General features: G+C 71.7%; 9 protein-coding genes. 4 read left to right on the top strand and 5 right to left on the bottom strand.

Translation table 11 applies throughout. The features are described from left to right. Nucleotides 1-186: 186 nt before the first annotated feature. Nucleotides 187-642 (bottom strand): DUF937 domain-containing protein, encoded by a 456-nt coding sequence (locus tag ACIPXM_RS30015; RefSeq protein WP_401661887.1) that lies wholly within the window; start codon nucleotides 640-642, stop codon nucleotides 187-189. Between the two features lie 170 nt (nucleotides 643-812). Here ACIPXM_RS30015 and ACIPXM_RS30010 point away from each other — a divergent pair, with 170 nt between their 5' ends. Together ACIPXM_RS30010 and ACIPXM_RS30005 are read left to right on the top strand one after the other, a co-directional pair. Beyond that, entirely contained in the window at nucleotides 813-3026 is a 2214-nt protein-coding gene (locus ACIPXM_RS30010) for an ATP-dependent RecD-like DNA helicase (protein ID WP_401661884.1), read from the top strand. A 179-nt stretch (nucleotides 3027-3205) separates the two neighbouring features. Next, a complete protein-coding gene (locus ACIPXM_RS30005) occupies nucleotides 3206-4495 on the top strand; it encodes a citrate synthase (RefSeq protein ID WP_401661881.1) in 1290 nt (429 codons plus the stop codon). 479 nt (nucleotides 4496-4974) lie between these two features. On the opposite strand, the gene ACIPXM_RS30000 is transcribed toward ACIPXM_RS30005, so the two are convergent. The 3 genes from ACIPXM_RS30000 to ACIPXM_RS29990 form a co-directional block, all read right to left on the bottom strand. After that, the gene (locus ACIPXM_RS30000) at nucleotides 4975-7218 is read right to left on the bottom strand and encodes a heavy metal translocating P-type ATPase (RefSeq protein ID WP_401661879.1); all 2244 of its coding nucleotides are present in this window, start codon (nucleotides 7216-7218) and stop codon (nucleotides 4975-4977) included. A 116-nt stretch (nucleotides 7219-7334) separates the two neighbouring features. Continuing rightward, nucleotides 7335-7553, bottom strand: a complete 219-nt coding sequence (locus tag ACIPXM_RS29995) for a heavy-metal-associated domain-containing protein (RefSeq protein WP_401661876.1) — start codon at nucleotides 7551-7553, stop codon at nucleotides 7335-7337. A gap of 81 nt (nucleotides 7554-7634) precedes the next feature. Then, complete coding sequence (locus ACIPXM_RS29990) at nucleotides 7635-8594, bottom strand: PrsW family intramembrane metalloprotease (protein WP_401661874.1); 960 nt, start codon at nucleotides 8592-8594, stop codon at nucleotides 7635-7637. Nucleotides 8595-8657: 63 nt separating this feature from the next. Here ACIPXM_RS29990 and ACIPXM_RS29985 point away from each other — a divergent pair, with 63 nt between their 5' ends. Continuing rightward, the gene (locus ACIPXM_RS29985; RefSeq protein ID WP_401661871.1) at nucleotides 8658-9872 is read left to right on the top strand and encodes a cation:proton antiporter; all 1215 of its coding nucleotides are present in this window, start codon (nucleotides 8658-8660) and stop codon (nucleotides 9870-9872) included. On the opposite strand, the gene ACIPXM_RS29980 is transcribed toward ACIPXM_RS29985, so the two are convergent. Next, nucleotides 9850-10521 (bottom strand): TetR/AcrR family transcriptional regulator, encoded by a 672-nt coding sequence (locus ACIPXM_RS29980; protein ID WP_401661868.1) that lies wholly within the window; start codon nucleotides 10519-10521, stop codon nucleotides 9850-9852. The two genes, ACIPXM_RS29985 and ACIPXM_RS29980, sit on opposite strands and share 23 nt — an antisense overlap. A gap of 169 nt (nucleotides 10522-10690) precedes the next feature. Here ACIPXM_RS29980 and ACIPXM_RS29975 point away from each other — a divergent pair, with 169 nt between their 5' ends. After that, complete coding sequence (locus ACIPXM_RS29975; RefSeq protein WP_401661865.1) at nucleotides 10691-13009, top strand: MMPL family transporter; 2319 nt, start codon at nucleotides 10691-10693, stop codon at nucleotides 13007-13009. Nucleotides 13010-13030 lie beyond the last annotated feature (21 nt).

The raw sequence follows: 13030 nt of genomic DNA, 5'->3' as shown, positions 1-13030 counted from the left end.
GGGGTGGTGTGGGGGGGGGGGGGGGGGGTCCGGGCCGGGGCCGCGCCCCGGCCGCCCCCCCCCCCCCCCCCCCCCCCCCCCCCCCCCCCCCCCCCCCCCCCCCCCCCCCCCCCCCCCCCCCCCCCCCGCACCAGACACCGGACACCGGACCGCACCCCACAACCCGCACTCGGCACCCGGCACCCGCTACTTCTTCCCGCCCCCCAAGATGTCCCCCAGCCCGCCACCCTTCTTCCCCGCCGCCCGCTTAGTGATCACCGCCAACACCACCGGCACCAAAATCTCCACCGCCCGATTCACCGTCGCCGGCGGCAACCCCGTCTTCCTCGCCACCGCATTCGCCGCCGGCCGCGCCAGCTTCCCCAGCACCCCCGCCATCAACCCACCCCCCACCAGTCCCCCCAGCGTCGCCACCCCCTGCAACGGCGGCTCGGCCGACGACACCTCCGCCACCGCCGCCCGCACCTCATCCGCGCTCAGTGGCTCGGCCGCCGCCGAGCGCAGTTCGCCGGAGAGCTCGGTGAGCGAGTCGCCCACCATCTGCTGGGCTCCGCCGGTGTCGGTGCCGAGCAGGCCGGCGATCTCCTGGAGCTGGTCGTCGCCGAGCTCCCGCATGACGTCGTCCTCGAAGGAATCACTCATGACTGAAACGCTACGATTCGTCCGCATTATCGGCATGCGGAGAACGGCACCCGAGGAGCAACCCCACCTCACCCCCCAACCTCCCCCCCCGACCTCCCCCCACTCCCTTGTCCACAGGTGGTTATCCACACCCTCACCACGCTGTCCGACACCTTCGCTACCTTCGGTTCATGTCCCAAGGAACTGTGGTCGAGGGGGTCCTGGAGCGGATCACCTTCGCCAGCGAGGAGAGCGGGTACACGGTCGCCCGCGTCGACACCGGCCGTGGTTCCGGCGAGCTGCTGACCGTCGTCGGGGCGCTGCTCGGCGCCCAGCCGGGGGAGTCGCTGCGGATGGAGGGCCGCTGGGGCTCGCACCCGCAGTACGGGCGGCAGTTCACCGTGGACAACTACACGACCGTGCTGCCGGCCACGATCCAGGGCATCCGCCGTTATCTCGGCTCGGGTCTGATCAAGGGCATCGGCCCGCGCATCGCCGAGCGCATCGTGGATCACTTCGGCACCGACACCCTCGATGTGATCGAGAAGGAGCCGCAGCGGCTGATCGAGGTGCCGGGGCTGGGCCCGAAGCGGACCAGCCTGATCGGTGCGGCCTGGGAGGAGCAGAAGGCGATCAAGGAGGTCATGGTCTTCCTCCAAGGGGTCGGGGTCAGTACCTCCATCGCGGTGCGGATCTACAAGAAGTACGGCGATGCCTCGATCTCCGTGGTGCGCAACCAGCCGTACCGGCTGGCGACCGACGTGTGGGGCATCGGATTCCTGACCGCCGACCGGATCGCCCAGGCGGTGGGCATCCCGCACGACAGTCCGGACCGGGTCCGCGCGGGGCTGCGGTTCGCGCTGTCGCAGTCCACCGACCAGGGGCACTGTTTCCTGCCGGAGGAGCGGCTGATCTCGGACGCGGTGAAGCTGCTCCAGGTCGACACCGGGCTGGTCATCGACTGTCTGGGGGAGCTCGCGGAGGATCCGGAGGGGGTCGTACGGGAGAGGGTGCCGGGCCCGGAGGGGCTGCCGGTGACGGGGGTGTTCCTGATCCCGTTCCACCGGGCGGAGCTGTCGCTCGCCGCCCAGCTGCGCCGCCTGCTCACGGCGCCGGAGGACCGGCTGCCCGCCTTCCGCGACGTGGCCTGGGACAAGGCGCTGGCGTGGCTGGCGGAGCGGACCGGGGCTTCCCTCGCGCCGGAGCAGGAGGAGGCGGTCCGCCTCGCCCTGACCCGTAAGGTCGCGGTCCTGACGGGCGGCCCGGGCTGCGGGAAGTCGTTCACGGTGCGGTCGATCGTGGAGCTGGCCCGGGCGAAGCGGGCGAAGGTGCTGCTGGCGGCGCCGACGGGCCGGGCGGCGAAGCGGCTCGCGGAGCTGACCGGGGCGGAGGCGTCGACCGTGCACCGGCTGCTCGAACTGAAGCCGGGCGGTGACGCGGCGTACGACCGGGACCGGCCGCTGGACGCGGATCTGGTGGTGGTCGACGAGGCGTCGATGCTGGACCTGCTGCTTGCGAACAAGCTGGTGAAGGCGGTGGCGCCGGGGGCGCATCTGCTGCTCGTGGGGGATGTGGACCAGTTGCCGTCGGTGGGCGCGGGGGAGGTCCTGGGTGATCTGCTGGCCCCGGACAGCCCGGTTCCGGCGGTCCGGCTGACCCGGATCTTCCGGCAGGCGCAGCAGTCGGGGGTGGTGACGAACGCGCACCGGATCAACGCGGGCGCGCCGCCGCTCACCACCGGTCTGCCGGACTTCTTCCTGTTCGCGGAGGAGGAGACGGAGGACGCGGCCCGGGTCACGGTGGAGGTCGCGGCCCGTCGTATTCCGGCCAAGTTCGGCCTTGATCCGCGCCGGGACGTCCAGGTGTTGGCCCCGATGCACCGGGGTCCGGCGGGGGCGGGTTCGCTGAACGGGCTGCTGCAGCAGGCGATCACCCCGGCCCGTCCGGATCTGCCGGAGAAGCGCTTCGGCGGCCGGGTGTTCCGGGTCGGCGACAAGGTCACCCAGATCCGCAACAACTACGAGAAGGGCGCGAGCGGGGTCTTCAACGGCACGGTGGGTGTGGTCACCGCCCTGGACCCGGTCGAGCAGCGCCTGATGGTGCGCACGGACGAGGACGAGGAGGTGGCGTACGACTTCGACGAGCTGGACGAGCTGGCCCACGCGTACGCGGTGACGATCCACCGTTCGCAGGGCAGCGAGTATCCGGCGGTGGTGATTCCGGTGACGACCAGTGCCTGGATGATGCTCCAGCGGAATCTGCTGTACACGGCGGTGACGCGGGCCCGGAAACTGGTGGTCCTGGTGGGTTCGCGCAAGGCGATCGCCCAAGCGGTGCGTACGGTTTCGGCCGGTCGGCGCTTTACCGCACTCGCCCATCGGCTCACAGGGGGCACTCTCGTGTGAAAGATCACGGAGGACTTCCGGAACCGGGGCGAAGGGGGCAGGATGAGCAGGTTGGCGGCACTGAGTGCCGCCGTTTGGCCCAATGGTCGACCCCGAGTGCACTCTCCTGAGCCAAATGGGGGATGGTAGAGACAGTCAGGGCACCTCGAAGAAGAGGCACTACGTCGGTGAGGGATGACGTGAGCGACAACTCTGTAGTACTGCGGTACGCGGACGGTGAATACACCTACCCGGTGGTCGAGAGCACCGTCGGCGACCAGGGCTTCGACATCGGGAAGCTCCGAGCCCAGACCGGTCTGGTCACCCTGGACAGCGGATACGGCAACACAGCCGCCTATAAATCCGCCATCACCTACCTCGATGGTGAGCAGGGGATCCTCCGGTACCGCGGCTACCCCATCGAGCAGCTGGCCGAGCAGTCCACCTTCCTTGAGGTGGCGTACCTGCTGATCAACGGCGAGCTGCCGAAGGCGGACGAGCTGTCCACCTTCCAGAACGAGATCACCCAGCACACGCTGGTCCACGAGGACGTCAAGAACTTCTTCCGCGGCTTCCCGCGCGACGCCCACCCGATGGCGATGCTGTCGTCGGTGGTCTCGGCGCTGTCCACGTTCTACCAGGACAGCCACAACCCGTTCGACGAGAAGCAGCGTCACCTCTCCACGATCCGGCTGCTGGCGAAGCTGCCGACCATCGCGGCGTACGCGTACAAGAAGTCGATCGGTCACCCGTTCGTCTACCCGCGCAACGACCTCGGGTACGTCGAGAACTTCCTGCGGATGACCTTCTCGGTCCCGGCCCAGGAGTACGACCTCGACCCGGTCGTGGTCTCGGCGCTCGACAAGCTCCTCATCCTGCACGCGGACCACGAGCAGAACTGCTCGACCTCCACGGTCCGCCTGGTCGGCTCCTCGCAGGCGAACATGTTCGCCTCGATCTCCGCCGGCATCTCCGCCCTCTGGGGCCCGCTGCACGGCGGCGCCAACCAGTCCGTCCTGGAGATGCTCGAGGGCATCAAGGAGAACGGCGGCGACGTCGACTCCTTCATCAACAAGGTGAAGAACAAGGAGGACGGCGTCCGCCTGATGGGCTTCGGCCACCGGGTGTACAAGTCCTTCGACCCGCGCGCCAAGATCATCAAGGCGGCGGCGCACGATGTCCTGTCGGCCCTCGGCAAGTCCGACGAGCTGCTCGACATCGCCCTGAAGCTGGAGGAGCACGCGCTCTCCGACGACTACTTCGTCTCGCGCAACCTCTACCCGAACGTGGACTTCTACACGGGTCTGATCTACCGCGCCATGGGCTTCCCGACCGAGATGTTCACGGTCCTCTTCGCCCTCGGCCGCCTGCCCGGCTGGATCGCCCAGTGGCACGAGATGATCAAGGAGCCGGGGTCCCGCATCGGCCGCCCGCGCCAGATCTACACCGGCGTCGTCGAGCGCGACTTCCTCCCGGTCGACGCCCGCTGACCCGAGGTCGCTGACCTGAAGTCGCTGACCGAGGTCGTCGACCCCAGGCCGTTGACCCGAGGCCGTCGCACCGCCCGTCGCCCACGGCGCCGGGCGGCAACGCGCGCGCCCCGCGCCGCGCGAGGTCAGACGAAAGCGCCCCGCCGCCGATCCCCCCACGGGTCGACGGGCGGGGCGCTCCCATATCCCGGTGCGGATTCCCCCCACGGGATCCTGGCCGGGCGCCTGCTCGCGCGGTCTGCCGGGGTACGTACGGGAGGGCCGCTCAAAGCTCCCCGGTGCACGTGCCCCGGCCGCGCTTGCCAAGGGACGTCCCCCAAGACATCCCCGTGAACGTCCCCCAAGACGTTCTCGGCATCGCCCACTTAGACTCGCGAACAGCCCAGATGGTTACCCCCCAATATCTGTGATCTAGATCTCTTTGTGAAGGTCCTGTGCGTCACGTGTAGGTGAATTCACGTGATCATGCGCTGACCGGTTCAGCGGAACGTCCGCAGCCGGAGGCTGTTGGTCACCACGAAGACCGACGAGAACGCCATCGCGAGCCCGGCGATCATCGGGTTGAGGAGCCCGGCTGCGGCCAGTGGCAGCGCGGCCACGTTGTAGCCGAAGGCCCAGCCCAGATTCCCCTTGATCGTCGCCAGGGTGCGCCGGGACAGCCGGATGGCGTCCGCCGCGACCCGCAGGTCGCCCCGTACCAGCGTGAGGTCGCTCGCCTCGATGGCGGCGTCGGTGCCGGTGCCCATGGCCAGGCCCAGGTCGGCGGTGGCGAGCGCGGCGGCGTCGTTGACCCCGTCGCCGACCATCGCCACCGTGCGGCCCTCGGCCTGGAGCCGCCGCACCACGTCGACCTTGTCCTGCGGCATGACCTCGGCGATCACCTCGTCGATGCCGACCTCGGCCGCCACCCGCTCGGCCACGGCCCGCCCGTCGCCGGTCAGCAGCACCGGCCGCAGCCCCAGGCCGCGCAGCCGGGCCACCGCCTCGGCGCTGGTGTCCTTGACCGCGTCGGCGACGGTGAGGGTGCCGCGGGCCCGCCCGTCCCAGGCGACGTGCACCACCCCGGGCGCCGCCTCCGCCGGGATCTCGATCTCCTCGGCGGCCAGCAGCGCCGCCCGCCCGACGAGCACCAGATGCCCGTCGACGGAGCCGCGCACGCCGAGCCCGGGCACGTTCTCGAAGGACTTCGGTACGGGCAGCTCGCCGACCCGTGCGGCGGCGCCGGCCGCGACGGCCCGGGCGATCGGGTGCTCGGAGGAGTGTTCGAGGGCGCCCGCGAGGCGCAGCAGCTCGTTCTCGTCGGTGCGGTCGGCGGCGCCGTAGGCGCCCCCGTACACATGCACCCCGGTCAGGGTCATCCGGCCGGTGGTGACGGTGCCGGTCTTGTCGAGCACGACGGTGTCGACGCGGCGGGTGGACTCAAGGACCTCGGGGCCCTTGATCAGGATGCCGAGCTGGGCGCCGCGCCCGGTGCCGACCATGAGGGCGGTCGGGGTGGCGAGCCCGAGGGCGCAGGGGCAGGCGATGATCAGGACGGCGACGGCGGCCGTGAAGGCGGCGGTGGTGTCGCTGGTGACGAGCAGCCAGCCGACCAGGGTGCCGAGCGCGATCAGCAGCACCACGGGCACGAAGACGGCGGAGATCTTGTCGGCGAGCCGCTGCACCTCGGCCTTGCCGTTCTGGGCGTCCTCGACGAGCTTCGCCATCCGGGCCAGCTGGGTGTCGGCGCCGACCCGGCCGGCCTCGACGACGAGACGGCCCGAGGTGTTGACGCAGCCGCCGGTGACCGGGTCGCCGGGGGCGACGTCGACCGGCACGGACTCGCCGGTGAGCAGGGAGGCGTCGACGGCGGAGGCGCCGTCGACGACGGTGCCGTCGGTGGCGATCTTCTCGCCGGGCCGGACCACGAAGCGGTCGCCGACGGCGAGGGTGCCCACCGGTACGCGTACCTCGGCGCCGTCGCGCAGTACGGCCACGTCCTTGGCGCCGAGCCGCAGCAGGGCGTGCAGCGCGGCCCCGGCCTTCCGCTTGGCGCGGGCCTCCAGATAGCGGCCGAGCAGGATGAAGGTGATCACCCCGGCGGCCACCTCCAGGTAGATGGTGGCGGAGGCGTGGTCGCGGGAGACGGTGAGGTCGAAGTCGTGGCGCATCCCGGGCAGGCCCGCGTCGCCGAGGAACAGCGCCCACAGCGACCAGCCGAAGGCGGCCAGGGTGCCGATCGACACCAGGGTGTCCATGGTGGCGGCGCCGTGCCGCAGATTGGTCCAGGTGGCCCGGTGGAAGGGCAGCCCGCCCCAGACGACCACGGGCGCGGCCAGGGTCAGCGACAGCCACTGCCAGTTGTCGAACTGGAGGGCCGGGACCATCGCGAGCAGCACGACGGGCAGCGAGAGCAGGGCGGAGACGGTGAGCCGCTGCCGCAGCGCGGCGAGTTCGGGGTCGACCGGACCCCCGCCGCCCGCGGCCCCGGCCCCGTTCGCGGACTCCGGCTCCGGCTCGGGGTGCGGCGGCGGGGGTTCCTCGGCGGTGTAGCCGGTCTTCACCACGGTGGCGATCAGATCGGCGACCGGCACGTCCGCGGGGTGTTCGACCCGCGCCTTCTCGGTGGCGTAGTTGACGGTCGCGGTCACCCCCTCCATCCGGTTCAGCTTCTTCTCGACCCGGGCCGCACAGGAGGCGCAGGTCATGCCGCCGATGGTCAGCTCGGTGGTGGTGGAGGTCATGGGGCGGTCCAGGGGGAGATGCGGGTGTCCGTACGCGAGAACACGTCCGTACGCGAACAGGGCCGTACGTGGTCACCGTACGGCCCTGCGGGGTGCTGCGCGGCGGCTGCCGGGGATCAGGCGGCCGGGCCCACCAGCTCGTAGCCCGCCTCGTCGACGGCGGCGCGGACGGCGGCCTCGTCGAGCGGCGCGGCGGAGGTGACGGTGACCTCGCCGGTGGCGGCGACGGCCTTCACCGCGGAGACTCCGGCGATCGCGGAGATCTCCTCGGTGACCGCGCCCTCGCAGTGGCCGCAGGTCATTCCGCTGACCTTGTAGACGACGGTGGTGGACATGTCGGTCTCCTGTTCAGAGGGCGGTGCGTCGGTCCGGCGGTTTCGCCGGTTCCGTACGCCGTCATACCATCCACCCTACCCCTAGGGGGTATTTTCTTGGGGTGTGCCCCGGCCGGGCCGTGCCAAGGACCGCAGCCACAGCAGCCCCACCGCTGTCACCAGGACCAGACCGCCCACCGAGAACAGGGTGAACAGATGCTGCTGCTGGCTGCTCGGATCTGGCAGATAGCCCTCGGCGAAGAGTGAGCGGTCCAGGTCGGTGGTGGTCAGCTGGAGCACCAGCCACAGGGCGATCCCGTGCATCGAGTCCCACAGCGCGTGCAGCACGGCCACCCCGAGGTACGCGCCGATCACCGGTCCCGCGAAGCGGAACCTCCCGTCGGGGCGCCGGAAGGCGAACAGCACGCCGCCCGTGATCGCCGTCCACAGGCCGTGCCCGAACGGGGCGAGCACCCCGCGCAGGATCTCGGTCTCCAGGAGTGAGCGCAGATCGATGCCGTCCAGGGTGACGGCCGCGTTGAAGGCGTATCCGGCGCTCTCGAAGGCCGCGAAGCCGAAGCCGACGGTGCCGCCGAGCACCAGACCGGCCCGCACCCCGCGCAGCCAGGGCCGCCGCCGCACCACGAACATCAGGGCGGCGAGCTTGACCGCCTCCTCGATGAGGCCGACGCCGAGGAACATCCACAGCGACGGGTGCAGCAGGTAGTACTCCATCACCGACGCGCCGAGCACGCCGAGCACCCCGCCGGTGACGAAGCAGCCGAGCACCGCGGGCACCCCGAAGTCCTGGCCGTGCCGCTCGTACGCCCACAGCACGAAGACCGCCGGCACCAGGAAGCTGCCCAGCAGGATCAGGGTCGGCAGCAGGGTGGTGTTCTCGGTCGTGTACGTGACGATCGCGGTCAGCGCCCAGAGCGCCAGACCGCCCCACAGGCAGCGCTTCCACAGTCCCGGGCGGACGGCGTCGACCCGGCGCGGCGCGGCCGGGCCCGCGGCCGGGGGTGGGGGTGGCGGCTGGGTGCGGGGGTGCGGGTCGTACACAGGAGACCTCCAAGTCCCTCCACCGACAGGGCAGCTGACTGGAGCTTATGGTAAATACCCGATATGTCGCATTCGGGGACCACGCTGATCCTGATCATGACGATCGCTGTTCTGGCGCCGCTGCTCGCCTACGGAGCCGGGCGCTGGCTCCCCGTACCCCTGGTCATCTTCGAGATCCTGCTCGGCATCGTCGTCGGCCCGGACGTGCTGGGCTGGGCGAAGCCCGACGAACTCATCGACGGCCTGTCGGAGCTCGGCCTCACCATGCTGATCTTCCTCGCGGGGTACGAGATCGAGTTCGGCAAGGTCCGCGGCGACACCCTCAAACGGGCGCTGTGGGCCTGGGTGATCGCCCTCGCGCTCGGTCTCGGCGCCGGACTGCTGCTCGGCGGCGGGTACGAGAAGGGCGTCTTCATCGGGGTGGCGCTGACCAGCACCGCGCTCGGCACGGTGCTCCCGGTGCTGCGCGACTCCGGTGAACTGCACGGCCGGTTCGGGTCGGTGGTGATGGCGTTCGGCGCCGTCGGCGAGTTCGGGCCCATCATCGCCATGGCGCTGCTGCTCAGTGGCCGCAACCCGGCCGAGTCGACCGCGCTGCTCGCGGTGTTCGCGGCGCTCACCGCCGGGGCCGTGGTGTGGGCGCTGCGCCCGCGCCGCCCCTGGTTCGCCCGGGTCGTCGCCCGCACCCTGCACAGCAGCGGGCAGTTCGCCGTCCGCTTCGTCTTCCTGCTGCTCGCGCTGATGCTGGGCGCGGCCACCGCGCTCGGCCTCGACGTGCTGCTCGGCGCGTTCGCCGCGGGACTGATCACCCGGCTGGTGCTCACCGGCGCCGCGCCCGAGTCCGGGCCGCAGATCCTGGAGAAGATCGAGGCGGTCGGCTTCGGTTTCCTGGTGCCGGTGTTCTTCGTGGTCACCGGCATCGAGTTCGATCTCGACTCGCTGCTCTCCGGCGGCCGGACACTGCTCCTCCTGCCGCTGTTCCTGGCCCTGTTCCTGGTGGTGCGCGGCGCCCCGATCTGGTTCCTCGCGCCGCGCGACCTCGACCGGAAGGACCGCGGCGGGCTCGTCCTGTACGGCTCCACGGCGCTGCCGCTGGTGGTCGCCATCACCACCATCGGCGTGGACGACAAGGCGATGACGGCGGGCGAGGCGGCCGCGCTGGTCGGCGCGGGCATGGTGTCGGTGCTCGTCTTCCCGCTGCTCGCGCTGAAGCTGCGGGGCGGGGCGGGCGACGGGCCGCGGCCGGTCGATCAGGTCACGGGCTCGGAATCGTGGTGAGCGCGGCGCCCACCAGCGGGTCCAGATAGCGGTGCAGCACGGTCTTCGTCTCGGCGATCATCGCGTCCCGCTCCGGGCCCTCGGGCGCCGCCAGGATGAGCGCGAGACCGGCTTTCACGATCGCGAAGGTCATGTCGGCGATCCGGGCGTGCTCGGCCGGGGTGCCGTCGGGCAGGTAGTGGGCGAGGAGCTCGCCGACCCTGGCGAGCAGCGAGGCGTGCAGGGCGTCGTGCTCCTCGGCGATCCGGCCGGGGACCTCGGAGCCGTGCATCAGCGCGAGGAACGCCGGGTTCTGGCAGTTGAACTCGATCATCGGGTCGAGGACGGCGTCGAGCAGCTCGGGGAGCGGCAGCGCCAGGTTCGCGGGCGTGAACGCCTGGCCGTGGGCCGCGCGCATCTCGGCGAGCAGTCGCTCGCCCAGCTCGATCGCGATGGCCTCCTTGTTGGGGAAGTACTGGTAGAGCGTGCCGGGGGAGACATGGGCCTCGCGGGCGATCGCGTTGGTGCTGGTCGCCGTGTAGCCGTTGGCGCAGAAGACCTGCGCGGCGGCCTGGAGCAGCTGCGCGATACGGCGCTCGCCGCGCGCCTGGCGGCGGCGCGGGCGCGGCTCGGGGGCCTCCTCGGGCACGGCTCCGGCGGTCTCGGACATGACTGTCCCCAGCTCTCTCAACGCGTTTGACAAACACGAGACATCGCTCGCATTCTTGTGAAACGCGAGCGATCACTCGTGTTTGCCAGTCTATGGGCAATGGGCGACTCCGGCACGGGCTCGTGAGCGGGTCCGTGACCCGGGGTCACGGTGAAGGGGACACCGCGGCATGTCCGAAGTCAAGAAAGCGCTGCCCGCCGGGGGTGCGCCGGGTGGCTGGACACGATTCGTCACGGCCAGACCACGCCTCTCGCTGCTCGTCGCCCTGGTCCTCACCGCCCTCGCCGTGTTCGCGGGCAGCGGGGTCGCCGACCGGATGGGCAGCGGCGGCTGGGAGGACCCGGACGCCGAGTCGACCTACGCGCTCGACGTCCTCCAGCGCGAGTTCCCCGCCTCCCAGCCCAATCTGCTGCTGCTCGTCGACACCGGCCGGGCCGGGGTCGACGCCCCCGGGGTGGCCGCCGAGGCCCGCCGCCTCGCCGCCCGGCTCGACGCCGTCGACGGCATCGACGCGGCCGGCTCCTACTGGGGGACCGGCTCTCCCGCGCTGCGCTCCGAGGACGGCAGGCGGGGCCTCATCGCCGCCCGCGTCGAGGGCGACGAGAAGTCCGCGGGCGAGATCCTGGAGCGCGTCGCACCCGAGTTCCGCGGCGCCCACGGCCCCCTCCAGGTCTCCCTCGGCGGCCCGCTCGCCGTCCGCCACGAGATGCAGACCACCATCCAGGAGGACCTGCTGCGGGCCGAGCTGATCGCCCTGCCCGTCACCCTGGTGCTGCTCGTCATGGTCTTCGGCAGCGCCGTCGCCGCCCTGCTCCCGCTCGGCATCGGCATCGTCGCCATCCTCGGCGCCAACGCCGTCCTGCGCGGCATCACCGAGCTCACCGACGTCTCCGTGTTCGCCCAGAACCTCACCACCGCCCTCGGCCTCGGACTCGCCATCGACTACGCCCTGTTCGTGGTCCGGCGCTTCCGCGAGGAGCTGGCCTCCGGCGCCGACACCCGCACCGCCGTCGGCGCCACCCTGCGCACCGCCGGCCGTACCGTGCTGTTCTCCGCCCTCACCGTCGCCGTGTCGCTCGCCGCGATGCTCGTCTTCCCGCAGTACTTCCTGCGCTCCTTCGCCTACGCGGGCATCGCCGTCGTGCTGCTCGCCGCCGCGGCCGCCCTGATCCTGCTCCCGGCCGCCCTGGTCCTGCTCGGCGACCGGGTCAACGCCCTGGACCTGCGGCGGCTGCTGCGCCGCCGGAAGGCGGCAGGGGCGGCCGGGGACGGGATCGACGGGTCCGCCGCCGGAGCGACCCCCGGAGCGGCCGAGGGGGCGGCCTGGGCGCGCACGGCGGGGCTCGTGATGCGCCGGGCGCCCTGGTTCGCGGTCGTCACCGCCACCGGCCTCGTGCTGCTCGGACTGCCCTTCCTCGGCGTCCGCTTCGGCACCGCCGACGACCGCCAGCTGCCCACCAGCGCAGAGTCCCGGGTGGTCCAGGACCGGATCCGCGACGACTTCCCCGGCAGCCCCGGCGGCGCCCTCACCGTGCTCGCCGAGGGCCCGGCCACCGCCGCCCAGTACGCCGACTACCGGGCCCGGATCAGCGCCCTCGACGGCGTCGCCCGGGTCGAAGGACCCGCCACCGCCACGACCCCCGCCACCGGCGCCGGAACCGCGCGGCACGCCTTCTACACCGTGGTCCCCGAGGGCGAGAGTTTCGGCACCGGAGCCCAGGACCTGGTCGGCGAACTCCGCGCCGAGCGGGCGCCCTTCGACACCTCCGTCACCGGCGCCGCGGCCATCCTGGTCGACTCCAAGAGCGCCATCGGCGAGCGGCTGCCCTGGGCCGCCGCGATCATCGCGCTCGTCACCCTGCTCCTGGTCTTCCTGCTCACCGGCAGCGTCCTCATCCCGCTCCAGGCCGTGCTGCTCAACGCGCTCAGCCTCACCGCGATGTTCGGCGCCGTCGTCTGGGTCTTCCAGGACGGCCACCTCTCCGGCCTGCTCGGCTTCACCTCCACCGGCGACATCGAGACCACCCTGCCGGTGCTCATGTTCTGCGTCGCCTTCGGACTCTCCATGGACTACGGGGTGTTCCTGCTCTCCCGCATCAAGGAGGAGTACGACACCACCGGCGACCACGAGGGCGCCGTCCGGCACGGCCTCGCCCGTACCGGCGGACTGATCACCGCCGCCGCCGTCATCCTCGCCGTGGTCATGGTCGCCATCGGCACCTCCCGGGTCACCAACACCAAGATGCTCGGCCTGGGCGTGGCCCTCGCCGTGCTCATGGACGCCATGGTGGTCCGCAGCCTGCTGGTGCCCGCCGTGATGAAGCTGACCGGCCGCCTCACCTGGTGGGCCCCCGGCCCGCTGCGGCGCTTCCACGACCGCTTCGGCGTCAGCGAGAGCGGCGGCACACCCGCGGCGGCGCCGCCCCACGAGGATCGGTCGGAGGGCGGGCGCGAGTCGCCTCGGGAGGAAGCCCGGCAGGGCGTCTGAGACCGGGCCGGCCGGTCCCGG

It is taken from the genome of Streptomyces sp. NPDC090025 (genome assembly GCF_044748125.1).
GTDB lineage: Bacteria > Actinomycetota > Actinomycetes > Streptomycetales > Streptomycetaceae > Streptomyces.
This window is presented reverse-complemented; position numbering and strand designations above follow the sequence as displayed.

Bases quoted from the DNA above. Each gene is read 5' to 3' on its own strand.
- ACIPXM_RS29995 (WP_401661876.1), bottom strand. From the start codon at position 7,553: ATGTCCACCACCGTCGTCTACAAGGTCAGCGGAATGACCTGCGGCCAC.
- ACIPXM_RS30000 (WP_401661879.1), bottom strand. From the start codon at position 7,218: ATGACCTCCACCACCACCGAGCTGACCATCGGCGGCATGACCTGCGCC.
- ACIPXM_RS29985 (WP_401661871.1), top strand. From the start codon at position 8,658: ATGTCGCATTCGGGGACCACGCTGATCCTGATCATGACGATCGCTGTT.
- ACIPXM_RS29980 (WP_401661868.1), bottom strand. From the start codon at position 10,521: ATGTCCGAGACCGCCGGAGCCGTGCCCGAGGAGGCCCCCGAGCCGCGC.
- ACIPXM_RS29975 (WP_401661865.1), top strand. From the start codon at position 10,691: ATGTCCGAAGTCAAGAAAGCGCTGCCCGCCGGGGGTGCGCCGGGTGGC.
- ACIPXM_RS30015 (WP_401661887.1), bottom strand. From the start codon at position 642: ATGAGTGATTCCTTCGAGGACGACGTCATGCGGGAGCTCGGCGACGAC.
- ACIPXM_RS30010 (WP_401661884.1), top strand. From the start codon at position 813: ATGTCCCAAGGAACTGTGGTCGAGGGGGTCCTGGAGCGGATCACCTTC.